The organism is Lentzea albida, assembly GCF_900111005.1.
Lineage (GTDB): Bacteria > Actinomycetota > Actinomycetes > Mycobacteriales > Pseudonocardiaceae > Lentzea > Lentzea albida.
The window spans coordinates 162,473-183,858 of record NZ_FOFV01000004.1; the positions used below are offsets into that span (position 1 = coordinate 162,473).

A 21,386-nucleotide genomic window follows, 5' to 3' on the forward strand; every position below is an offset into this window, starting at 1 on the left:
TTCACTCACCATTCGGTAAGTCAGGAAGAATCGCCCTGTGGACGAGGTTGACCCCCAGCGCCTGATCGCGGATCGATACCGGCTGTTGCACGTGCTCGGCCAGGGCTCGATGGGCACCGTGTGGGCCGCCCACGACGAGGTGCTGGGCCGGCAGGTCGCGGTGAAGGGCATCCTGCACACGCCGGGCATGCCCGACGCCGAGGCCGCCCAGCTGCGCGAACGGACCATGCGCGAGGCCCGGTCGATCGCCGCGCTGTCCCACCCGAACCTCGTCACGCTCTACGACGTCGTCCAGCAGGACGGCGACCCGTACGTGGTGATGGAGCTGGTGCCGTCGCGCAGCCTCGGCGAGGTGCTGCAGGAGCAGGGCTGCCTCACCGAGAAGCAGGGCGCGGCGGTGCTGGACGCGGTCGCGGCGGCGCTGGGGTCGGCGCACCGGGCGGGCATCACGCACCGCGACGTGAAGCCCGGCAACGTGCTCATCGCCGACGACGGGCGGGTCAAGCTCACCGACTTCGGCATCGCGCGCAACGTCGCCGAGGCCACCATGACCGCGCGCGGCATCACGCTCGGCACGCCCGCGTACATCGCGCCCGAGGTGGCACAGGGCGGTGACGTGTCGGAGGCCGCGGACCGGTGGTCGCTCGGCGCGACGCTGTGGGCCGCGATGGCCGGCGAGCCCCCGTACGTCGGCAAGAACGTCATGCAGACGATCAACGCGGTGATCCACGGCGACGTGCCGGTACCGGCGGGCGCGGGGCGGCTCGCGCCGGTGATCAGCGGGTTGATGCGCAAGGAGCCGGCCGAACGGCTGGAACTGGTCGACGTGCGCAAGCAGGTCTACCCGCTGCTGCCGGAGCCGGGCACGGACGCGTTCGAGGTCCGCGAGTCCGTGGCGCCGCCGGTCGTCGTGCGGCCGAAACCGAAGATCCAGCCGGACGCACCGCTGGCCGACGACCCCGGCCCGTTGCCGTTCCTCGTCACGAGGCCGACGCCCCCGCCGCGACGCAGCAGGCTCGTCTCGGCGCTCGTCGTGGTCGCGGCCGTCGCGTTGTTCCTGGCGGGTTCCGGTGGCGGGTTCGCCCTGACCAGGCTGGTCGCGGGCGCGTCTCTGCTGCCGCCCACCGAGCAGACGTCGCCCACGCTGCCCACCCTGCCGACCTCGGCGACGCTGCAGCCGCGCACCGCCGCGGCCGTCACGGCGAACGGCGACCAGGGCGGCAAGTTCACGCTGAACGTCGAGCAGAGCTGGGCCTCCTACACCGAACAGAGGGCCGGCGACCTGCGTTTTCCACCGTCGGCCGTAGTGCACTTCGTGTCCGGCAGCGGCGCGTACGAGGTGACCGTGCAGCGGTTCCCCGAGTACTACCCGAAGCGCGACGTCAAGGCGTACGTGCTCGGCGTGCAGGGGCGCTGGCCGGGCCGGTTCTTCGGCGGCGAGAAGGTGGAGACGGCGAGCCTCCCCGGCGACCGGTACGAGGACAGCATCCAGTTCTTCTACAAGACGGTCGAGGGTGACGAGCCCAACGCGTTGAGGAGGTCGCACTTCTCGCGCGTGCTGCCGCTCGGCAACGACCTGTGGGTGGTCGAGGTGGTGGTGCCGACCGAGCAGGAGGACGAGGCTCGCGTGCGACTCTTCGACGCGATCGCCTCGACGTTCGCCCCGGTTTAAGCTCTCGCGGTGACTCCAGAAGAGCTGGCCGGCAAGGCCGCGGAAGAGATCCAGAGCCGCACCGGCAACGACAAGCACGACATCGCCATCGTGCTCGGCTCCGGCTGGCGACCCGCCGCCGACGTGATCGGAAAGCCGGTCACCGAGATCCCGGTGGGCGAGCTGACGGGCTTCGAGGCGCCGACCGCGCTCGGCCACGGCGGCACCATCCGTTCCGTCGAGGTCGGTGGCAAGAAGGTCCTCGTCGTCCTCGGCCGCACCCACGGCTACGAGGGCAAGGGCGTGCAGAAGGTCGTGCACGGCGTGCGTGCCGTCGCGGCCGCGGGCGTGAAGACGGTCGTGCTGACCAACGCCGCCGGCGGCCTGCGCCAGGGCATGTCCGTCGGCCAGCCGGTGCTGATCTCCGACCACCTGAACCTGACCTCGCTGTCGCCGCTGGTCGGCGCGCGGTTCGTCGACCTCACGGACCTGTACTCGCCGCGGCTGCGCAAGCTCGCGCAGGAGATCGACTCGTCGCTGGAGGAGGGCGTGTACGCCGGGCTGCCCGGCCCGCACTTCGAGACGCCCGCCGAGATCCGGATGCTCCGCACGATGGGCGCCGACCTGGTCGGCATGTCGACCGTGCACGAGGCGATCGCCGCCCGTGCCGAGGGCGTCGAGGTGTTCGGGTTGTCGCTGGTCACGAACCTCGCGGCGGGCATCACCGGTGAGCCGCTGAACCACCAGGAGGTGCTCGAGGCCGGTGCTGCCGCGGCCGAGCGCATGGGCACGCTGCTGCGCGAGCTGGTGGACCGCGCATGAGTCTGACGCCGGCACTGCGTGACGCGACGTTTCGGTGGATCGCTGACGACCCGTCGGACGTGACTCGAACCGAGCTGCAGGGCGTGTTGGCACGGGCCATGGGTGGCGACGCGGCGGCGTTGGAGGACCTCCAAGACCGCATGGCCGGTCCGTTGACGTTCGGCACCGCCGGGCTGCGCGGGCCGGTGCGGGCGGGCACGAACGGCATGAACGTCGCCACGGTGGTCCGCGCGACCGCCGGGCTGGCGTCGTGGCTCTCCAGCACCGGCGTGGTGTTCGTCGGGCGCGACGCGCGGCACGGCTCGGAGGAGTTCGCGACGGCCGCCGCCGAGGTGATGGCGGCCGCGGGCTTCGACGTCCGGGTGCTGCCGGGGCCGTTGCCGACGCCGGTGCTGGCGTACCTGGTGCGCGCACACGGTGCGGTGGCGGGCATCCAGATCACCGCGTCGCACAACCCGCCCGCGGACAACGGCTACAAGCTCTACCTGAGCGGCGGTTCGCAGATCGTGCCGCCGTCGGACGGCGAGATCGAGAAGGCGATCGAGGCGGTTCCGGCGGCGGTGTCCGTGCCCAGGAACTCCACGTACACCAGGGTTTCCGACGCCGAGGTCGACGCGTACCTGGATCAGGTCGCCTCACTGCCGCGCGGCAACTCGCGATCGCTCAAGATCGCGTTGACGCCGATGCACGGTGTGGGCGGCGCGTTCGCCGTGGAAGCGTTGCGGCGCGCGGGTTTCACCGACGTGCACGTGGTGCGGTCGCAGGCGGTGCCGGACCCGGAATTCCCGACCGTGGTGTTCCCGAACCCGGAGGAGCCCGGCGCGTCCGACGAGCTGCTCTCCCTCGCGGCTTCGGTGGACGCGGACCTGGCCATCGCGCTGGACCCGGACGCGGACAGGTGCGCGCTCGGGGTGAAGGACGGCTCGTCGTGGCGGATGCTGCGCGGCGACGAGACGGGCGTGCTGCTCGGTTCACTCGTGCTGTCGACCACGGAGTCCACGGACCCGTTGGTGGCGACGACGATCGTGTCGTCGTCGCTGCTGAAGTCGATCGCGGCCGCGCACGGCGCCCGGTACGCGGAGACGCTGACGGGCTTCAAGTGGCTGGCCCGCGCGGGCGAAGGCCTGGTGTTCGCCTACGAGGAGGCGCTCGGCAACTGCGTCGACCCGGAGCACGTCGCCGACAAGGACGGCATCTCGGCCGCGGTGGTCGCCGCGGACCTGGCGGCCGGTCTGAAGGCCTCGGGCCGCACGCTGCTGGACGCGCTGGACCAGCTCGCGGCGGACCACGGACTGCACCTGACCGACCAGATCTCGTTGCGGTACACCGACTTGAGCCTGATCGGCGCGACGATGTCCCGGCTGCGCGCGAACCCGCCCTCGGACTTCACGTCGGAGGACCTGCTGCCCGGCGCGGACGTGCTCCGCTGGACGGCGGACGGCGTGCGCGTGATCGTGCGGCCCTCCGGCACCGAGCCGAAGCTCAAGGCCTACCTGGAGGTCGTCGAGCCGGTCACGGACGGACTGGAGTCCGCCCGTGCGTCAGGGAAGGCCCGGCTGGCTGAACTGCGGGAACGGGTGACGGCGCTCGTCAGCTAGCGAGCGCGATCGCGAGGCACAACGCGGCGACGGCAAAACCCCCGCCGGCCACGAAGTAGGCCCTTCTGGTCGGCGGGGACACCGCGTTGCGGCGCCCCTCGGTGACCGCCGCGACGGCGATCCGACCGAAGATGTACGCGATCGTGCAGAGCCCCACACCGAGTCCGAGCATCATCGTGTTGACGTCCCACGGGCTGTGGTCGAACCCCGGCCACAAGGACGCGAAGAGAGGCCCGAACCCGATCATCCCGATGCCGACGGCAAGGCCGAAACCCCAGGTGATGCGACGCTGACGAGGACTGGTGTGCATTAGGGCGGTGGTCTTCATGGTCCCTCCTGTGTACACCCCTTAGGACGCGCTTCCGGCATCAGGGTTCCGTTTGCTGAGCAACAAGAACGCCTGCGGCCCGCCTTCGTCCACACCCTTCTGACGTTGCAGCCGGGCCACTTCGTTGAACCCGGCTTTGGTCGCGTTGGCCACCGTCTCCTCCATGTCGTGCCAATGGACCGTGCGGTCCACGTCGTGGCCGTACGCGTAGGTGAGCGGCTTCTGCTGGTTACCCAGTTTGAACGCGTGCAACAGGTGGCCGCCTGGCTTGAGGACCCGGTGGAACTCGTGCCACGGGACGTCGGCCGCCGGCATGTGGACCGTGGAGTACCAGACGACCGCGCCGCCGAGGGTGTTCGCTTCGAGGTCGAGCCTCGTCATGTCTCCCTGGGTGAAGGTGAGGTGCGGGTGAGCCTCCGCGCCTGGTCGAGCATGCCGTCGGAGAGGTCGATGCCGGAGGCGTCGAGGCCCAGTTCGTGCAGGTGCCGGGTGATGCGGCCGGTGCCGCAGCCGATGTCCGCGACCGGGCCGGTCGTGAGTTCGGCGAACGCGCGCATGATGGCGGCGTCGAGGGGGCGGCCGTCGTGCGCGTCGGGGAGGAGGCGGGCGTAGTCGGCGGCGACGATGTCGTAGGAGGCGCGGGTCACGGGCGTTATGTTGCTCGACGTGCCCAGGCTGTTGATCGTCCACCACACCCCGTCGCCCGCCCTCCAGGCGATGTTCGAGGCCGTGCTCGCCGGTGCCACCACCCCGGAGATCGAGGGCGTCGAGGTGGTGCGGAAGGCCGCGTTGTCCACAACCGCTGTGGACACCCTGGAGGCCGACGGCTACCTGCTGGGCACCCCCGCCAACCTCGGCTACATGAGCGGTGCGCTGAAGCACTTCTTCGACACCGTCTACTACCCGTGTCTCGACTCCACGCGGGGCAGACCGTTCGGGCTTTACGTGCACGGCAACAACGACACGACTGGGGCGGTGCGCAGCGTGGAGACCGCCACGACCGGGTTGGCTTGGGAGAAGGCCGCGCAGCACGTGGTGGTCACCGGCGAGCCGACGAAGGCCGACCTCCAGGCGTGCTGGGAGCTCGGCGCCTCCGTGGCGGCCCAGTTGTCCACATGAACCCAGGGTTGTCCACAGCCTGTTGTCCCCACCCTGTGGACAACCCTGGGGATGCGTTCGAACGTGTGTTCTAGCGGCCGATCGAGCTCATGTCGGGGTACCTGTCGCCTGCCACGGCGGAGGCGGGCACGGCCGCCTCGATCGCGGCCAGGTCGTCGGCCGAGAGCTCCAGCGACGCCGCCGCGACGTTCTCCTCCAGGTACTTGATGCGCTTGGTGCCGGGGATCGGCACGACGTCCTGACCGCGGTGCTGCACCCAGGCGAGCGCGAGCTGGCCCGCCGTCACGCCCCGGTCCGCCGCCAGCGCCTTCAGCTCGGCGACCATGCGGAGGTTCGCGTCGAGGTTCGCGCCGGAGAACCGCGGGTTCGTGGTGCGGAAGTCGTTCTCGCTGAAGTCGGCGGACGACGCGAAACGGCCGGTCAGAACGCCTCGGCCGAGCGGCGAGTACGGCACGACGCCGATGCCCAGCTCGCGGGCGGTCGGGACGATCTCGGCCTCGATGTCGCGCGACCACAGCGACCACTCGCTCTGCAGCGCGGTGATCGGGTGGACGGCGTGGGCGCGGCGCAGCGTGTCGGCGCCTGCCTCGGACAGGCCGAGGTGGCGCACCTTGCCCTCGGTGACCAGCTCCGACATCGCGCCGACGGTCTCCTCGATCGGGGTGTCGGCCGGCACGCGGTGCAGGTAGTACAGGTCGATCGTGTCCACGCCGAGGCGCTTGAGCGACCCCTCGACCGCCGAGCGCACGTAGGCGCGGTCGCCGCGGATCGCGCGGCCTCCGTCCGGCGAGCGGTCGATGCCGAACTTCGTGGCCAGCACGTAGTCCGAGCGGCCCGCCAGGGCACGGCCCACCAGCTCCTCGTTCACGTGCGGGCCGTACATGTCCGCCGTGTCGATCAGCGTGACGCCGAGGTCCAGGGCGCGGTGGATCACCGCGATCGACTCCTGCTCGTCGCCGGCGCCGTAGAACTCCGACATCCCCATGCAGCCGAGCCCCTGCGGCCCGACCTCCAACGATCCCAGTGAACGGCTCACGCCGTCGCCTCCAAGTCCCGCTCGACCACCGCGTAGTGGTCGATCTTGTAGTCGAGCACCTCGAGGGACGTCTGCAGCTCCGCGATGCGGGCGCGGACGTCGTTGCGGTGTTCGACGAGGATCTGCTTGCGGCGGCCTGCCGTCAGGTCGCCGCGGTGCCTGAGCTGCGCGAACTCGCGCATCATGCGGATCGGCATGCCGGTCGTGCGCAGGCGCGTCACGAAGGCCAGCCAGCCGAGGTCCTCCTCCGAGTAGCTGCGACGCCCGCCCGAGTCCCGTGCGGGCGGGTCGACGAGCCCGATTCGTTCGTAGTAGCGCAAGGTGTCGATGGACAACCCACTGCGCTGCGCGGCTTGGGCTATCGAGTAACTCACGACTCGACGCTAAGACCTGGAGTGCGCTCTAGGTCAAGCGGAATCCTTCGAGATGCCCCACGCTTCGAGGTGGCCCGCCATCTCCGGGACGTCGATCTTGTCGCGGCCCAGGGCGCGCACGAGGTCGAGCGCGTCGTCCTCGTCGGCGTCGATCCAGTAGCCGTTGATGTCGCACATGGTGACGGCGGCGACCCAGGCCAGCCGCCAGTTGCCCTCGACCAGAGGGCGGGTTCGGACGATCGAGTCGAGCAGGGCGGAAGACTTCAGCCACAGCGTGTCGTACGCCTCCACGCCGAGCACGGTGGCGCGGGGGCGGTAGGCCGCCGTGTCCAGCAGGCCGATGTCCCTGACGAGGAGATCGCCGCCGGTCACGGCCGTGGCCAGCACTAACAGGTCCCCGGCGTCGAGGTAGGAGATCACGGCACCCAGTTGATCACAGAGGTCTGACAGATTCAGGAAGAACCGAGCCTATCCAAAAGACCTCGGTACTTGGGCAGGACTCGCCCGAGCACCTCGCCGAGCTTCTCCTCCTGCTGCATGCGCCGGTAGCGATCCGCGATCGCCAGCCGCACGACCTCCTGTTTGGAGCGCCCCTCGGACTGCGCCAGTTCAGCGAGCCGCAGGTTCTCCTCCTCGGTCAACCGCAAGGTCATCGCCATGGAGAGACGGTATCAACGTGATACCACTGAGGCCAGAGGCCGATAGGATTGCCCGATGCCCAGGCCCAAGACCCACGACGACGCGCTGCGGCGGCGTCTGCTCGAGCGGGCGGGCGAACTGCTCAGCACCGAGGGCCCCGCCGCGGTGAGCCTGCGCAAGATCGCCACCGACGTCAACACCTCGACCACGGCGGTCTATTCCCTCTTCGGCGGAAAACCCGCGTTGCTCGAAGCGCTGTACGACGAGGCGTTCACGCAGTTCGGCACGAGCCTCGCCGCGGTGCCCGTCACCGACGACCCCGCGGAGGACCTGCTGCAGATCGGGCTCGCGTACCGGCGCAGCGCGCTGGAGGACCCGCAGTTCTACTCGGTGCTCTACTCGAAGGTCGTCGAGCCGACGAAGGAGATGAGCCGCGCGGCGGGCAGGACGTTCGCGCCCGTGATCAACGCCGTGCGGCGCGCGGTCGAGCAGGGCGTGTACCTCGCGGAGGACCCGGAGCACATCGCGATGTCGATGTGGGGCATCGCGCACGGCCTGGTGAGCCTGGAGCTCAACGGGAACCTGCCGCCCGGCATCGACGCGGCCGCCACCTACGAGCTCGCGTTGCGCGCGCACGGCAGGGGCTGGCGGGCGGAGACCGGGAAAACGCTGTGACATCAACGCTGTGACACCACGGAATCCGGGGAGGCGGCCGCCGCGAAACCTCCCCGGACCCGCTGAACTGTCCGGTTAGGACAGTCCGTCTCAGTGGTGCGGCACTACTTCAGCGCACCGTCGAGCGCCTTGATCAGCTCGCCCTGCGGCGTGTCGCCGTCGAGCGACCAGACCATCGCGCCACCGAGCCTGCGCGAGTTGATGTAGCGCGCCTTGCGCTTCATCTCCGTCGCGTCGTCGTAGGTCCACCACGTCTTGCCGTCGTAGATCCACGCGAAGCCCGCGCGCTCGTCGCGGTAGATCTTGTAGGAGTTGCCCGGCTCGGAGAGCTTCGCCTTGATGCGGTGGAAGTCCTCGTAACCGGCCTCGTACTTGGCGGGCGCCGGCACACCGGTGCCGAACAGGCCGTTGCGCTTGCCGGGGGCCACACCGTCCCAGCCGCGGCCGTAGAACGGCACGCCGAGCACGGCCTTCGAGCGCGGGGCGCCACGCGACAGCCACGCGTCGACCGTCACCTCGGAGCTGAACTCGAACTGCGCCGGGTCGCCCTTCGGCACCCGCAGCGCGGACTGCTGGTTCGCCTCCGGGTCCCACGCGCCGTGGTAGTCGTAGCCCTGGAGCGTGCCGAAGGTGAGGTAGGAGAACACCTTCCTGACCTCGAAGCCGCGGTCGATCTGGGCCGGGTCGGCCGGCAGGAACGCCGTCAGGTCGCGGTTCCAGCCCATCTGCTTGCGGTACTCGGCGAGCAGCAGGGTGAAGTTCTGCTTGTCCTCGGGACGGATGACGTTCGGAGGAGTCGGGTTGCCCGGGCTCGACGGCCACTCCCAGTCGAGGTCGATGCCGTCGAACACGCCCTTCGCCGCACCCGCGGGCAGGCCGGGCAGGTCGCCCTTGATCCACATGTCGGTGCAGGACTTGACGTGCGCGGCACGCGACTCGGCGGTCAGCGCGGCGTTGGAGAAGTAGCGCGAGCCCGTCCAGCCACCCAGCGAGATGTTGACCTTCAGCTTGGGGTACTTCGCCTTGAGCTGCTTGAGCTGGTTCAGGTTGCCCAGCAGCACCTGGCCCGCCTCGTCGGCCTTGCCGCTCACGGACTGCTCCGCGGTGTGGGGCATCTGCCAGTCGGCCCACGGGTCGGCGCTCACGCACTTGCCCGCCTCGTCGAGGAAGCCGAAGGCGTAGTTCAGGTGCGTGAGCCGCGCGGCGGCCCCGCTGTCCACGAGGTTCTTGACCCGGAAGTTCCGGTCGTACACGCCCCACTGGATGAAGTACCCGACCGTGCGGGTCTTCGAATAGCCGTGGTGCCCATTGGTCTCGACATCGGCGTTCGCGGGCGCGGAGGCCAGCGACGCTGACAGGGCGCCGACCGCGAGTGCGGCGACACCCCATCTCCGTCTGGACATGTGACTCCTCAATCGGATCGCGGCAGCGGCGGTGTGGTCCAGAGCACGATAGGCCTGAGGTCTAGACCACTGCTACGTCCGATCGGAGGTATGTCCTAAACCGCCCCGTACAGACGGTCACCGGCGTCGCCCAGACCGGGCACGATGAAGCCGGAGTCGTTGAGCCTCTCGTCCACCGACGCCGTGACGAGACGACACGGGAGCTTCGAGTCCTCCAGCGCGTTGATCCCCTCGGGCGCCGCGAGCACGCACACGGCCGTCACGTCGGTCGCGCCGCGCTGGGTCAGCAGGCGAATCGTGTACGCCATCGAGCCGCCGGTCGCGAGCATCGGGTCGAGCACGAACACGGGGCGCCCGGCGAGGTCCTCCGGCAGCGACTCCATGTACGGCGTCGGCTGCAGCGTCTCCTCGTCGCGCGCCAGCCCGACGAACCCCATCTGGGCGTCCGGGATCAGCTTGTGCGCCTGGTCCGCCATGCCCAGGCCGGCGCGGAGCACCGGCACCAGCAGCGGCGGGTTTGCCAGCTTGTAGCCGGTGGTACGAGCAACCGGGGTGTGCGTGCGGTCTTCCTTCAGCGGTGCCTCGCGCATCGCTTCGTAGACCAGCATCACGGTCAGTTCCTGCAGCGCGGCGCGGAATGCGGCATTGTCCGTGCGCGCGTCACGCATCGTTGTGAGTCTCGCCTTGGCGAGTGGATGATCGACGACCAGGACGTCCATGCCCGACACCGTAACCCGCAGCGAGGAGCCAGGGGTGTTCGAAGAGATCTACCGCGAGGCACGGCAGCGCGTCGTCGGCCTGACCATGGGCCTGAGCGCCGAGGAGCTCGCGCGGACCGTCCCCGCCTGTCCTGAGTGGACCGTGCACCAGGTCGTCGCGCACCTCTCGGGTGAGGCGTCCGATCTGGTCAGCGGCCGCATGGAGGGGGCGCCGTCGGACGAGTGGACGGCGCGGCACGTCGCCGAGCGCGAGAACGTCCCCGTGCAGGACCTGCTGGAGCAGTGGAACGACTTCGGCGAGCGGATCGGCGAGATGCCGCGCATCCCGTACCAGCTGGCGCTGGACGCGATCACGCACGAGGCGGACCTGCGCGCGGCACTGGGCCGCGACCGCCTGCCGGACACCGTGTGGCAGCCGACCCTGGTGTGGATGACGCCGCGCCGGTTGACCGAAGTGACGGTGAAGACGGAGCTCGGCGAGCTCGGCGACGGCCCGATCACGCTGGACGTCGACGGTTACGAGCTGTGGCGCGCGTTCTTCGGCAGGCGCTCCCGCCGGCAGATGGAGTCGTGGAACTGGTCGGACCCGGCACCGATCGACAAGATCCCGTTCTTCCCGGCGCGCGAGACCGACCTGATGGAGTAAACGGCGTTAACCGAAGAGGTGTAGGGTCGGCCGCGTGACAGACCACGTGCGCATCGGAGTGCTCGGCGCGGCCACGATCGCGCCGATGGCCGTCATCCGGCCCGCCCGTTCCTCGACGGTGGCCGAGGTCGTGGCGGTCGCCGCGCGCTCGGCGGACAAGGCCCAGGCCTTCGCCGACAAGCACGGCATCGCGCGCGTGCACGGTTCGTACGAGGACCTCCTGGCCGACCCGGCGGTCGACGCCGTCTACAACCCGCTGCCGAACGGCCTGCACGGCAGGTGGACGCTGGCCGCGCTCGAAGCGGGCAAGCACGTGCTGTGCGAGAAGCCGTTCACCGCGAACGCCTCGGAGGCCGCGCGGGTCGCCGAGGCGGCCAACGCGTCGGGTCTCGTGGTGATGGAGGCGTTCCACTACCGCTACCACCCGCTGGCCGTGCGGGTCGCCGAGATCATCGAGTCCGGCGTCCTCGGGCCGTTGCGGCACGTCGAGGCCACCGTCGCGTTCCCGCTGCCGGTGTTCTCCAACATCCGCTACGACTACTCGCTCGCGGGCGGAGCGATGATGGACGCCGGCTGCTACGCCGTGCACATGGCACGACTGCTGGGCGGCGAGGAACCCGAGGTGCGGTCCGCGAAGGCGTTGCTGCGCGGGCCTTCCATCGACCGCGCGATGCGCGCCTCGCTGCGCTTCCCCTCCGGCCACACGGGTTCCGTGCACACGTCGCTGTGGTCGTCGACGGTGTTCAAGCTGTCGATGAAGGCCGTCGGCGAGAACGGCACCCTGAAGGTCTTCAACCCGCTCGGCCCGCACGCAGTGCACCGCTTGTCGTTGCGGCTCAAGGACAAGAAGTCGTCCGAGACGTTCGGCAAACGCCCGACCTACGCCTATCAGCTCGACGCGTTCACCGACGCCGTGCTGCACGGCAAGCCGTTCCCGACGACCGCGGACGACGCGGTGCGGAACATGACGGTGATCGACGCGATCTACCGCGCGGCCGGGCTGCCGCTGCGGCAGCCCACCACCTGATCAGGGGGCCGGACAACCCGTTCCGGGAGTAAAGAATCGACAAAGCGACTCCGAAAAGTCTCATGACCATTTGAGACGCGGAGGTGCGAACGGTGACGACCGAACAGAAGCCCGTCCAGCAGATGTGCGAGTCCCCGCTGGTCATCCTGGGTGTCTCGGCCTCACTCGCGGTGGCGATCGGCGTGCTGCCGCTGACGTGGACCTACAGCCCGGCCCTCGCGGCGGCACTGGCCGCGCTCCTGGTGATCGCTTTCGCGATCACCGTCAAGTACGCACCGAACCGCAAGTGAGCGTTCTAGACTCGTTCGGGTGAGCGACGAGCTGGTACCCGCCGACCAGAGCCATATGCGCGCCTCCGACGCCGACCGGGAACGGATCGCGCAGGTGCTGCACCAGGCGACCGCCGAAGGCCGCCTCGACATCCACGAGCTGGACGAGCGACTCGTGGCCGTCTACGCCGCGAAGACCTACGGCGAACTCGTCCCCATCACCGCGGACCTGGTGCTGAGCGGCCTGCCGCAGACCCCCGCCGTGCCGCAGTACCAGCCGGCGGTGAGCGACCGCATCGGCGGCGAACCCGGCAGCGCGGTGTCGGTGGCCTTCTGGTCCGGCGTGAACCGCAAGGGCGGCTGGGTCGTCCCGCGCATGCACAACGCCGTCGCGATCATGGGCGGCATCGAGATCGACCTGACCCACGCGAACTTCGCCGAGGCCGAGGTGACCATCAGCTGCTTCGCGTTCTGGGGCGGCGTGGAGATCCGGGTGCCCGACGACATCAACGTCAAGGTCGACGGGTTCGGGTTCATGGGGGCGTTCGAGGAGAAGGTGCCGGTGCGGCGCCACATCCCCGGCGCGCCGACGGTGCGGGTGACGGGGCTCGCGATCATGGGCGGCGTCGAGGTGAAGGGGCCGAAGAAGCCCAAGAAGAACGTGCTGCGCGAACTGCTCGAGTGACTGACCCGACTGCGGCCAGTTGTCGGTTGCGGGCTCGGCTCGATTCGGCTCGGCCGAGAGGCTGAACCGCGGTCCCCAACCGGCTGGGCGAACTGCCGCGCGGCACGTCAGCCAGCCCTGGTGAACGCCCACTAAGCACCCCTGAGCAGCGCGAACACCGTCACTTAGGACGGGCGTCCCATTCCGCCTAGACTCCCTGGCATGGCTGCTCCAACGACACTGCCGTCGGCCCTGGCTGACGCCGTGCGCGACGAATCGTCGCTGCGGCGTTTCCTGCACGGGCTCCCCGGCGTCGACCAGGTCGGCGTCGAGCAACGAGCCGCGGGCCTCGGCACGCGGAGCATCAAGAAGGCCTCCAAGCTGCACGCCATCGACCTGGCGATCAGCATGGTGGACCTCACCACGCTCGAAGGCGCGGACACGCACGGCAAGGTGCGCAGTCTCGCCGCCAAGGCGAAGCGCCCGGATCCCGAACGGCCCGACGTGCCGCAGGTCGCGGCGGTCTGCGTCTACCCGGACATGGTGAAGACGGCGGCCGACGACCTGGTGGGCACGGGCATCAACGTCGCCAGCGTCGCGACGGCGTTCCCGAGCGGGCGCAGCACGATGGACATCAAGCTCGCCGACACGCGGTTCGCCGTCGAGCAGGGCGCGTCCGAGGTCGACATGGTGATCGACCGGGGTGCGTTCCTGAGCGGCCGGTACGGGCAGGTGTTCGAGGAGATCGTGAAGATCAAGGAGGCGTGCGGGGACGCGCACCTCAAGGTCATCCTCGAGACCGGTGAGCTGGTGACGTACGACAACGTGCGCCGCGCGTCGTGGCTCGCGCTGCTGGCCGGTGGTGACTTCATCAAGACGTCCACCGGCAAGGTGCAGCCCGCGGCGACGCTGCCGGTGACGCACGTGATGCTGCAGGCGGTGCGGGACTGGAAGCAGCAGACGGGTGAGCTGCGCGGGGTGAAGCCCGCGGGTGGCATCCGCACGACCAAGGACGCGATCAAGTACCTGGTGGCCGTGCACGAGGTGGCCGGTCCGGAGTGGCTCGACCCGCACCTGTTCCGGTTCGGCGCGTCGACGTTGCTCAACGACCTGCTCATGCAGCGTCGGACCCAGTTGGACGGCCACTACAGCGGCCCGGACTACGTGACGGTGGACTGAAGACATGTGGGAATACGCCCCCGCGCCCGAGTCGCGGGACATCGCGAACCTCAAGCCCGCCTACAAGATGTTCGTCGACGGCAAGTTCGTCGAGGGCACGGGCGAGCCGCTCAAGACGATCAACCCCGCCACCGAAGAGGTGCTCGCGGAGGTCTCGACGGCGTCCGAGTCCGATGTGGACACCGCGGTCAAGGCCGCGCGCAAGGCCTACGACCGCGTGTGGTCGAAGATGCCTGGATCCGAACGGGCCAAGTACATCTACCGGATCGCGCGGCAGATCCAGGAGCGCGGCCGTGAGCTCGCGGTGCTGGAGTCGCTCGACAACGGCAAGCCGATCAAGGAGTCGCGCGACACCGACATCCCGACGGCGGCCTCGCACTTCTTCTACCACGCGGGCTGGGCGGACAAGCTCGGTTACGCGGGGTACGGGCCCGACCCGAAGCCTCTCGGTGTTGCGGGGCAGGTGATCCCGTGGAACTTCCCGCTGCTGATGGCCGCGTGGAAGATCGCGCCGGCGCTCGCGTGCGGCAACACCGTGGTGCTCAAGCCCGCCGAGACGACGCCGCTGACGGCGCTGGTGCTCGCGGACATCATCCAGCAGTGCGACCTGCCGCCGGGTGTCGTCAACATCATCCCGGGTGCCGGTGACGTCGGTGCCGCGCTGGTCGGGCACGCGGACGTGAACAAGGTCGCCTTCACCGGCTCGACCGACGTCGGCAAGGTCATCCAGGGGCAGCTCGCGGGCACGAACAAGAAGCTCACGCTGGAACTGGGCGGCAAGGCCGCGAACATCGTGTTCGACGACGCCCCGCTCGACCAGGCCGTCGAGGGCATCGTCAACGGCATCTTCTTCAACCAGGGCCACGTCTGCTGCGCCGGATCCCGCCTGCTGGTGCAGGAGTCGATCGCCGACGAGCTGATCGAAAAGCTGCACGCCCGCGTCAGCACGCTGCGCGTCGGCGACCCGCTGGACAAGAACACCGACGTCGGTGCGATCAACTCGCGCGAGCAGCTCACCAAGATCCAGGAGCTGACCGCGTCCGGCGAGGCCGAGGGCGCCACGCGCTGGACGTCGTCGTGCCCGTTGCCGGACAAGGGTTTCTTCTTCGCCCCGACCGTGTTCTCCGGGGTGTCGCAGGCCATGCGCATCGCCCGCGAGGAGATCTTCGGCCCGGTGCTCTCCGTGCTCACGTTCCGCACGCCGGAGGAGGCGGTGGCCAAGGCGAACAACACGCCGTACGGCCTGTCCGCCGGCATCTGGACCGAGAAGGGCTCGCGCATCCTTTGGATGGCACAACGGATGCGCGCCGGTGTGGTGTGGTCCAACACGTTCAACCGCTTCGACCCGACCGCGCCGTTCGGCGGGTACCAGGAGTCGGGCTTCGGCCGTGAGGGCGGCCGCACCGGTCTGGAGGCCTACCTCGATGTCTGATCGACTCACGGTCGCGAAGACCTACAAGCTCTACATCGGCGGCAAGTTCCCGCGCTCCGAGTCGGGCCGCAGCTACCCGGTGACGGACTCGAAGGGCACGTTCCTCGCGAACGCCGCCCAGGGCTCGCGCAAGGACGCCCGCGACGCGGTTTCGGCTGCCCGCAAGGCTTTCGGCGGCTGGTCGGGCACCACGGCCTACAACCGCGGCCAGGTCCTGTACCGGGTGGCCGAGGTCCTCGAAGGCCGCCGCGAGCAGTTCATCACCGAGGTGGCCACGTCCGAGGGCGTGGCGCTCAAGAAGGCGCAGTCCCTCGTGGACACCGCGATCGACCGCTGGGTCTGGTACGCGGGCTGGACCGACAAGATCGCGGCCGTCCTGGGTTCCTCGAACCCGGTGGCAGGCCCGTACTTCTCGTTCTCCACCCCGGAACCGACGGGCGTCGTGGCGGTCCTGGCCCCGCAGCAGTCGTCGCTGCTGGGCCTGATCTCGGTGATCGCCCCGGTGATCGCGAGCGGCAACACCTGCGTGGTCATCACCTCGCAGGACCGGCCGCTGCCCGCGATCACGCTGTCCGAGGTGCTCGCGACGAGCGACGTTCCCGGCGGCGTCGTCAACATCATCACCGGTCGCACGGCGGAGATCGCGCCGTGGCTCGCCTCGCACGGTGACGTGAACGCGCTGGACCTGACGGGTGCGCCGGAGTCGATCCGCGCGGACCTGGAGCGCTCTGCCGCCGGCACCGTCAAGCGCGTGCTGCGCAACAAGGTGAACGAGGACTTCACGGCCACGCCGGACATGTCGCGCCTGCGCGCGTTCCTGGAGACGAAGACGGTCTGGCACCCGATGGGTGTGTAGGGCAGCTAGTCGGCGGCGTAGGTCTTGCCCTGCGCCGCCAGCTCCTCCCCCAGGATCCGGACGGCCTTCGGGCCGACGCCGTGGATCTTCAGCAGTTCCTTCGCCGACACCTTCGTCAGCGAGTCGAACGTCGTGTAGCCGTGCGCCGCCAGCTCACGGGCCGCGACCTTGCCGATCGTGCGCGGGAACTCCGAGGTCACGAGTTCACCAGCCCGGCCCGCCACGCCCACGAGGCGATCCCGACGCGGTTCTTCACGTTCAGCTTCGTCTGCACCGACGCCAGGTGCGTCTTGACCGTCGACAGCGACAGGAACAGCGACGACGCGATCTCCTGGTTGGACAGCCCGCGAGCGACCTCCCGGACCACGTCCTGCTCCCGCGCCGTCAGCAACGACAGGTCGGGGCGTTCGGCCGGCCGCGCGAAGTGCTCCAGCATCCGCACGGTGACCTGTGGCGAGATCAGCGCGTTCCCGGCCGCCGCGGCACGAACCGCCTCGACCAGGAGCGCCGGACCGGCGTCCTTGGTCAGGAACCCGGACGCGCCGTTCTCCAGCGCCGTGTGCACGTACTCGTCCAGGTCGAACGTCGTCACCACGACGACCTTCGTGGTCGGCGAGAGCTTCTTGGTGACCTCGAGTCCGTCGAGCCCCGGCATGCGGATGTCGAGCAGCGCCACGTCCGGCTTGTGCTCGCGGGCGGCGGTGACGGCCGAGACGCCGTCGGGCACGTCGGCCACCACGGTGATGTCCGGCTGCTTCTCCAGGATCATCCGGAAGCCGACGCGGACCATTTCCTGGTCGTCGGCGATGAGGACCGAGATCACTTCTTCCCTTCCAGGGGTAGCTCGGCGAGCACCTGCCAGCCGGTCTCACGGGGACCGGCGGAGAACAGGCCTCCCAGCAGGTCGACCCTCTCACGCATGCCGACGAGACCGTAGCCGCCCTGGTTCAGCTCGTGCACCTGACCGTCGTCGGCCACGACCACGCGCAACGCCCCTGCGGACGTGCGGGAGATGTCCACGTCGATCATGGTGGGCCGCACCGCGTGTTTGTGCACGTTGGTGAGCGACTCCTGGACCAGGCGCAGGACCGAGCGGCCGAGCTCGGGGGCCACCTCGTCGGGCAGGTCGATGCGCAGGCGGGTCTCGAAGCCCAGTTCGCGGGTGCGTTCGACGGCCGCGATGACGTCGGCGGCGAGGTCGGTGGTGGCGGCCTCGGTCTCGCCCTGGCGCAGGGTGCCGACCAGGCGCCGCATCGCCCCCAGTGCCTCGGTGCCCGAACGGACCATGCCCGGCAGGAGGCGGTGGGCGGCCTGCGGGTCGTTTCCGGAGACCTCCAGGGCGGCTTGGGCCTGCACGAGCATGCCCGTCACGTGGTGGGCGACGACGTCGTGCAGCTCGCGGGCCAGGGCGATGCGCTCCTCCTTCTGCGCGTCGGTGACGGCCGCGGCGATCAGGCGGCCGCTCTCGGCGTCGCGGGCGCGGAAGTACAGGCCCGTGCCGACGGCGGCGAAGCCCAGGACGAGCGAGCCGATCATCTCGTTGTAGTTGCTGCCGAAGAGCCAGTTGCCGCGGGTGATGGCGGCGAAGAAGCTCACGGCCACCAGCGCACCGACCGACCAGGTGGCGGAGCGGCGGGGTTCCTCCCGCACGACCACGGCCGTGATGACCAGGCACGCGCCGGTCTCGGCGATGGTCAGCGGGCTCAGGATCGTCGGCACCGACACGTGGAAGAAGCCCATGACGAGCGACACCAGGAAGATCGCCACGACCGCGACCGGGATGGTGAAGGCCCGCGACTTGAACGACGTGACGGCCACGATGCAGATCGGCACCGTCAGCAGCCACACGAGTGCGCCGCCGGTCCCGAGGTCGCCCATGATGATGAGCTCGCCGAGCATCAGCAAGGCGAGGACGGCGGCGATCGGCCATTGGCCCCGATGACTGTCCACGGGAGACAACGGTAGGACCACGTCACCTCCGCGGCCTCGGTCATCCGGCTGATCCGGTGTGTCGTCAAGGCTGAGGTTTCCCGGGCCCGGACGCGGCACCGTGAGGAACATGAATTCGGTTCTGGCCGCTCGTGGCCTGGTCAAGACCTACGGCGACGTGCACGCGCTCGCCGGGGTGGACATCGACATCTCCGCCGGGGACGTGCTGGCGGTCGTCGGTCCGTCCGGCTCCGGCAAGACGACGCTGCTGCACGTGCTGTCCGGCATCCTGCGCGCCGACGGCGGCGACGTGTTCCTCGACGGGCGTGCGATCGGCGAGCTGAACGAGAACGGGCGCAGCGCGTTGCGGCGCACGGCGTTCGGGTTCGTCTTCCAGTCGGGCATGCTCGTGGCCGAGCTGACCGCCGAGGAGAACGCGGCGCTGCCGATGCTGCTCGCCGGCGGGTCGCGCGAGGAGTCGCTCGGCGCGGGACGGCTGTGGCTTTCGCGACTCGGCCTGCAGGGGTTGGAGAAGCGGCTGCCGAGCGAGCTGTCCGGCGGGCAGGCGCAACGGGTCGCGATCGCGCGGGCCCTGGCACACCGGCCGCGGGTGATCTTCGCGGACGAGCCGACCGGTGCCCTCGACACGCGGACCGGCCAGGAGATGATGACCGCGCTGCTGCAGGCCGCCGAGGAGACCGGCGCGGCCGTCGTCATCGTCACGCACGACAAGGCGATCGCGGACCGGGCGCTGCGCGTCGTCGAGATCCAGGACGGGAAGATCGCGGCGGGGGTGTCCGCGTGAGGATCGCTCTCGCGGTGCTGCGCAGGGACCGCCGCAGCCAGGTCGCGACGGTGCTGGTCGCGCTCGGCGTGATGATCGCGGTGTCGCTGGTCCTGTGGCTGCTCGCCGCGCCGAACGGCCTGCAGGCGCGCGCCGACCGCACGGCGTGGCGCGACGTGCACACCAACGCCGGCGGAAAGGGGACGATCTCCGTCGCGATGACGAGGGACTCCTACCGGGGGCTGGTCATCGAGCGGTGGGACGTCGCGCGCAACGAACCGGGCGACGTGCCGGTGGCCAGGGGGATCGCGCGGTTCCCGGAGGCCGGTGAGGTGCTGCTGTCCCCCGCCCTCGCGGACCTGGTGCGCGCGGCCCCGGCGGAGAACCTCGGCAACCGGTTCCCCGGCACGGTGATCGCCGAACTCGGGCCGGAGGCGTTGAAGTACGAGGGCGAACTGGTCGCGATCGTCGGCAACGACGCGGTGTCGAACGGCGACGAGACCACCGGGCTGGCGAACACCTACGCCACCTACACCGACGACTACAAGGGCCTGCTCTACCTGCTCACCCGCGTCGGGCTCGTGGTGCTGGTGGTGCCGTGCCTCGTGCTGGTCGCGTCGGCCGCGCGGCTGACGGCGGCGAAGCGGGAACGGCGGCTCGCCGCGCTGAGGCTCGCCGGGGCGTCCCCGCGCCAGGTCATCGTGATGACGGCGATCGAGACCGCGGTCGGCGCCGTCGTCGGCAGCGCGCTGGGGGTGGTGCTGGCGCAGCCGTTCAGCCACGTGACGGCGAAGATCCCGTGGGAGGGCGGCACCTGGTACCCCGGTGACTTCGTGCCCGATCCGGCGGTCACGACCGCGGTGGCCGTGCTCGCGCCGGTGCTCGTGGTCGCGGCGGCGATCATGGGACTGCGCCGCGTGGTCAAGCAACCCCTTGTGGCGGAACAGAAGCGCAAGGTGCGGTCGTGGCGGTTGCTGATGATCGCGGGTGCGATCGGCGTGTTCTTCCTCGGCATCACGTACGCGCAGCAGGGAGGCGGCGGCGACAGGTTCACCGTCGTGCTCACGGGTCTCGGCGCCGTGGCGCTCGCGCTGGTGCTCGCCGGTCCCGTCGTCACCGCGTGGGTCGGCCGGTTCTTCGTGGGCCGCTGGCGCAGGCCGTCGACGTTGCTCGCGGGGCGCAGGCTCTCCGGCGACCCGGTGGCGGCGTTCCGCGGCTCGGCCGGTGTGGTGATCGCGGTCTTCACCGGCTCGATGGCGCTGACGATGTTGCCGGGCCTCGAGTCCACGGTGCCCGGCCGGGACACGACGTGGCGGTCCGACGCGATCGTCGCGGAGCAGGTCGGGGTGGACGTCACCCCGCTGCGGCTGGTGACGTCGGCGCCGATCGTGACGATGCTCGACGGCGGCCTCGGCAACGGCGACCCTGACCACTACGGCTACAGCGTCGTCGTCGGCAAGTGCGCCGACGTGGCGCGGGTGATGGAGCTGAAGTGCGCGGACGGCCCGGCCGTGTACGCGCCGACCACACTGCAGTGGAACCACTTCCGCGCCAGTTCGCGCGACGGCGAGATCAGGGCGCAACTGCCCGCGCAGTACGAGACCCGCCCGTTCACCCCGACCGGCCGGGTCGAGGCGGTGATCGACCCCGAACTGCTGCCGTCCGTGCAGGGCGCGGTGTCGCTGGTCGGCGTGCCGACGACGCCGGAGAACCGCGAGGCCGTGCACACCGCGATGATCCGCGCGCTGCCGGGCGCGCCGCTGTCGGACGAGGCACGCGGCCTGCGCGGCGACACGCTGACGGAGGACCTGCGGCGGGCCACGGTGATCGGCCTGTCCATCGCCGCGGTGCTCGGCGGCATCGGCGCGGCGGTCGCGGCGGCGGGGTCTGTGATCGACCGCAGGCGCACGTTCGGCGCTTTGATCGCGGCCGGAACCCCGATTCGCGTCCTGGCCCACGCATTGCGCCGGGAAGTGGTCCTGCCCGTGTTCGCCGTCACAATTGCGGCATGTGCCGCGGGAATTGTCGTGGGACTCGGACTGCTCAGTCTCGCGCGCGGATTGATGGGCGGCGAGGATTTGCCGCTCACGCCCTGGGTGGCCGCTCCCGTGGGCGTCGGCGTGCTGGTCGCGCTGGTAGCGGCCCTGGCGTGCGGGCCGGTACTACGCGGCATCAGCCCTCGGGATTACGCGGCGGAGTAGCACTCGGCCGGAAGTACGAGGTCAGAATGGCCCTC

At 70.0% G+C, this 21,386-nt stretch carries 24 protein-coding genes and 1 pseudogene; 14 read left to right on the plus strand and 11 right to left on the minus strand.

Going from position 1 to position 21,386, the window contains the following annotated elements; all coding sequences use genetic code 11:
- Positions 1-37 precede the first annotated feature (37 nt).
- From BMY74_RS12710 to BMY74_RS12720, 3 genes are read left to right on the plus strand one after another with little or no spacing between them, the layout of a single operon-like run.
- Positions 38-1,672 carry a serine/threonine-protein kinase gene (locus BMY74_RS12710; protein WP_089914788.1) on the plus strand — a complete coding sequence of 545 codons (1,635 nt, stop codon included), beginning with the start codon at positions 38-40 and terminating at the stop codon, positions 1,670-1,672.
- 9 nt (positions 1,673-1,681) lie between these two features.
- Entirely contained in the window at positions 1,682-2,473 is a 792-nt protein-coding gene (locus BMY74_RS12715) for a purine-nucleoside phosphorylase (protein WP_089914789.1), read from the plus strand.
- Positions 2,470-4,071, plus strand: coding sequence for a phospho-sugar mutase (locus BMY74_RS12720; RefSeq protein WP_089914790.1), 1,602 nt, complete (start codon positions 2,470-2,472; stop codon positions 4,069-4,071). Before BMY74_RS12715 ends, BMY74_RS12720 begins: the two co-directional genes overlap by 4 nt.
- Here the strand turns inward: BMY74_RS12720 and BMY74_RS12725 are convergent.
- Both BMY74_RS12725 and BMY74_RS12730 read right to left on the minus strand, forming a co-directional pair.
- Positions 4,064-4,399 (minus strand): hypothetical protein, encoded by a 336-nt coding sequence (locus BMY74_RS12725; protein ID WP_245786076.1) that lies wholly within the window; start codon positions 4,397-4,399, stop codon positions 4,064-4,066. The genes BMY74_RS12720 and BMY74_RS12725 overlap by 8 nt on opposite strands.
- A gap of 21 nt (positions 4,400-4,420) precedes the next feature.
- Positions 4,421-4,956, minus strand: a pseudogene (locus BMY74_RS12730) (class I SAM-dependent methyltransferase).
- A 109-nt stretch (positions 4,957-5,065) separates the two neighbouring features.
- Here BMY74_RS12730 and BMY74_RS12735 point away from each other — a divergent pair.
- A complete protein-coding gene (locus BMY74_RS12735; protein WP_089915693.1) occupies positions 5,066-5,518 on the plus strand; it encodes a flavodoxin family protein in 453 nt (150 codons plus the stop codon).
- A 70-nt stretch (positions 5,519-5,588) separates the two neighbouring features.
- Here the strand turns inward: BMY74_RS12735 and BMY74_RS12740 are convergent, their stop codons facing one another.
- From BMY74_RS12740 to BMY74_RS12755, 4 genes are read right to left on the minus strand one after another with little or no spacing between them, the layout of a single operon-like run.
- The gene (locus BMY74_RS12740; RefSeq protein ID WP_089914791.1) at positions 5,589-6,503 is read right to left on the minus strand and encodes an aldo/keto reductase; all 915 of its coding nucleotides are present in this window, start codon (positions 6,501-6,503) and stop codon (positions 5,589-5,591) included.
- A gap of 47 nt (positions 6,504-6,550) precedes the next feature.
- A complete protein-coding gene (locus BMY74_RS12745; RefSeq protein ID WP_089914792.1) occupies positions 6,551-6,928 on the minus strand; it encodes a MerR family transcriptional regulator in 378 nt (125 codons plus the stop codon).
- 33 nt (positions 6,929-6,961) lie between these two features.
- Positions 6,962-7,348, minus strand: coding sequence for a type II toxin-antitoxin system death-on-curing family toxin (locus BMY74_RS12750; protein WP_089914793.1), 387 nt, complete (start codon positions 7,346-7,348; stop codon positions 6,962-6,964).
- 32 nt (positions 7,349-7,380) lie between these two features.
- On the minus strand, positions 7,381-7,587 hold the full coding sequence (locus BMY74_RS12755) for a ribbon-helix-helix protein, CopG family (protein ID WP_089914795.1): 207 nt from the start codon (positions 7,585-7,587) through the stop codon (positions 7,381-7,383).
- A 55-nt stretch (positions 7,588-7,642) separates the two neighbouring features.
- Between BMY74_RS12755 and BMY74_RS12760 the strand changes: the two genes are divergently transcribed.
- The gene (locus tag BMY74_RS12760; protein ID WP_089914798.1) at positions 7,643-8,242 is read left to right on the plus strand and encodes a TetR/AcrR family transcriptional regulator; all 600 of its coding nucleotides are present in this window, start codon (positions 7,643-7,645) and stop codon (positions 8,240-8,242) included.
- Positions 8,243-8,346: 104 nt separating this feature from the next.
- Here BMY74_RS12760 and BMY74_RS12765 read toward each other — a convergent pair whose 3' ends face one another.
- Positions 8,347-9,645 (minus strand): glycoside hydrolase family 18 protein, encoded by a 1,299-nt coding sequence (locus tag BMY74_RS12765; RefSeq protein ID WP_089914804.1) that lies wholly within the window; start codon positions 9,643-9,645, stop codon positions 8,347-8,349.
- Positions 9,646-9,740: 95 nt separating this feature from the next.
- The gene (gene upp / locus BMY74_RS12770; RefSeq protein WP_089914806.1) at positions 9,741-10,364 is read right to left on the minus strand and encodes a uracil phosphoribosyltransferase; all 624 of its coding nucleotides are present in this window, start codon (positions 10,362-10,364) and stop codon (positions 9,741-9,743) included.
- Between the two features lie 34 nt (positions 10,365-10,398).
- Between upp and BMY74_RS12775 the strand changes: the two genes are divergently transcribed.
- The 7 genes from BMY74_RS12775 to BMY74_RS12805 all read left to right on the plus strand — a co-directional run bounded on the left by BMY74_RS12775 (position 10,399) and on the right by BMY74_RS12805 (position 16,437).
- Positions 10,399-11,010, plus strand: coding sequence for a maleylpyruvate isomerase N-terminal domain-containing protein (locus BMY74_RS12775; protein ID WP_177229718.1), 612 nt, complete (start codon positions 10,399-10,401; stop codon positions 11,008-11,010).
- A 34-nt stretch (positions 11,011-11,044) separates the two neighbouring features.
- Positions 11,045-12,037 (plus strand): Gfo/Idh/MocA family protein, encoded by a 993-nt coding sequence (locus tag BMY74_RS12780; RefSeq protein WP_089914809.1) that lies wholly within the window; start codon positions 11,045-11,047, stop codon positions 12,035-12,037.
- A 92-nt stretch (positions 12,038-12,129) separates the two neighbouring features.
- Positions 12,130-12,327 carry a hypothetical protein gene (locus tag BMY74_RS12785; RefSeq protein WP_143091556.1) on the plus strand — a complete coding sequence of 66 codons (198 nt, stop codon included), beginning with the start codon at positions 12,130-12,132 and terminating at the stop codon, positions 12,325-12,327.
- A 19-nt stretch (positions 12,328-12,346) separates the two neighbouring features.
- The gene (locus BMY74_RS12790) at positions 12,347-12,991 is read left to right on the plus strand and encodes a DUF1707 SHOCT-like domain-containing protein (protein WP_245786079.1); all 645 of its coding nucleotides are present in this window, start codon (positions 12,347-12,349) and stop codon (positions 12,989-12,991) included.
- A gap of 201 nt (positions 12,992-13,192) precedes the next feature.
- The gene (gene deoC / locus BMY74_RS12795; protein ID WP_089914818.1) at positions 13,193-14,149 is read left to right on the plus strand and encodes a deoxyribose-phosphate aldolase; all 957 of its coding nucleotides are present in this window, start codon (positions 13,193-13,195) and stop codon (positions 14,147-14,149) included.
- A gap of 4 nt (positions 14,150-14,153) precedes the next feature.
- The gene (locus tag BMY74_RS12800) at positions 14,154-15,581 is read left to right on the plus strand and encodes an aldehyde dehydrogenase family protein (protein ID WP_089914820.1); all 1,428 of its coding nucleotides are present in this window, start codon (positions 14,154-14,156) and stop codon (positions 15,579-15,581) included.
- A complete protein-coding gene (locus BMY74_RS12805) occupies positions 15,574-16,437 on the plus strand; it encodes an aldehyde dehydrogenase family protein (protein ID WP_089914823.1) in 864 nt (287 codons plus the stop codon). The genes BMY74_RS12800 and BMY74_RS12805 overlap by 8 nt, the downstream gene beginning before the upstream one ends.
- Positions 16,438-16,442: 5 nt before the next feature.
- Here BMY74_RS12805 and BMY74_RS12810 read toward each other — a convergent pair whose 3' ends face one another.
- Genes BMY74_RS12810 through BMY74_RS12820 form a run of 3 tightly spaced genes read right to left on the minus strand, consistent with a single transcriptional unit; the run spans position 16,443 to position 18,387 of the window.
- Complete coding sequence (locus tag BMY74_RS12810; protein ID WP_218159612.1) at positions 16,443-16,637, minus strand: helix-hairpin-helix domain-containing protein; 195 nt, start codon at positions 16,635-16,637, stop codon at positions 16,443-16,445.
- On the minus strand, positions 16,634-17,260 hold the full coding sequence (locus tag BMY74_RS12815) for a response regulator transcription factor (RefSeq protein ID WP_089914828.1): 627 nt from the start codon (positions 17,258-17,260) through the stop codon (positions 16,634-16,636). Before BMY74_RS12815 ends, BMY74_RS12810 begins: the two co-directional genes overlap by 4 nt.
- Positions 17,257-18,387: a sensor histidine kinase gene (locus BMY74_RS12820; RefSeq protein WP_143091557.1), complete on the minus strand. Its 1,131-nt coding sequence runs from the start codon at positions 18,385-18,387 to the stop codon at positions 17,257-17,259. Before BMY74_RS12820 ends, BMY74_RS12815 begins: the two co-directional genes overlap by 4 nt.
- A gap of 109 nt (positions 18,388-18,496) precedes the next feature.
- Between BMY74_RS12820 and BMY74_RS12825 the strand changes: the two genes are divergently transcribed.
- Together BMY74_RS12825 and BMY74_RS12830 are read left to right on the plus strand one after the other, a co-directional pair.
- Entirely contained in the window at positions 18,497-19,171 is a 675-nt protein-coding gene (locus tag BMY74_RS12825; RefSeq protein ID WP_089914833.1) for an ABC transporter ATP-binding protein, read from the plus strand.
- Positions 19,168-21,351 carry an FtsX-like permease family protein gene (locus BMY74_RS12830; RefSeq protein WP_089914836.1) on the plus strand — a complete coding sequence of 728 codons (2,184 nt, stop codon included), beginning with the start codon at positions 19,168-19,170 and terminating at the stop codon, positions 21,349-21,351. Before BMY74_RS12825 ends, BMY74_RS12830 begins: the two co-directional genes overlap by 4 nt.
- Positions 21,352-21,386: the final 35 nt, after the last annotated feature.

Bases quoted from the DNA above. Each gene is read 5' to 3' on its own strand.
- BMY74_RS12805 (WP_089914823.1), top strand. From the start codon at position 15,574: ATGTCTGATCGACTCACGGTCGCGAAGACCTACAAGCTCTACATCGGC.
- BMY74_RS12755 (WP_089914795.1), bottom strand. From the start codon at position 7,587: ATGGCGATGACCTTGCGGTTGACCGAGGAGGAGAACCTGCGGCTCGCT.
- deoC (WP_089914818.1), top strand. From the start codon at position 13,193: ATGGCTGCTCCAACGACACTGCCGTCGGCCCTGGCTGACGCCGTGCGC.
- BMY74_RS12765 (WP_089914804.1), bottom strand. From the start codon at position 9,645: ATGTCCAGACGGAGATGGGGTGTCGCCGCACTCGCGGTCGGCGCCCTG.
- BMY74_RS12800 (WP_089914820.1), top strand. From the start codon at position 14,154: ATGTGGGAATACGCCCCCGCGCCCGAGTCGCGGGACATCGCGAACCTC.
- BMY74_RS12740 (WP_089914791.1), bottom strand. From the start codon at position 6,503: ATGGGGATGTCGGAGTTCTACGGCGCCGGCGACGAGCAGGAGTCGATC.
- BMY74_RS12725 (WP_245786076.1), bottom strand. From the start codon at position 4,399: ATGAAGACCACCGCCCTAATGCACACCAGTCCTCGTCAGCGTCGCATC.
- upp (WP_089914806.1), bottom strand. From the start codon at position 10,364: ATGGACGTCCTGGTCGTCGATCATCCACTCGCCAAGGCGAGACTCACA.
- BMY74_RS12825 (WP_089914833.1), top strand. From the start codon at position 18,497: ATGAATTCGGTTCTGGCCGCTCGTGGCCTGGTCAAGACCTACGGCGAC.
- BMY74_RS12720 (WP_089914790.1), top strand. From the start codon at position 2,470: ATGAGTCTGACGCCGGCACTGCGTGACGCGACGTTTCGGTGGATCGCT.
- BMY74_RS12760 (WP_089914798.1), top strand. From the start codon at position 7,643: ATGCCCAGGCCCAAGACCCACGACGACGCGCTGCGGCGGCGTCTGCTC.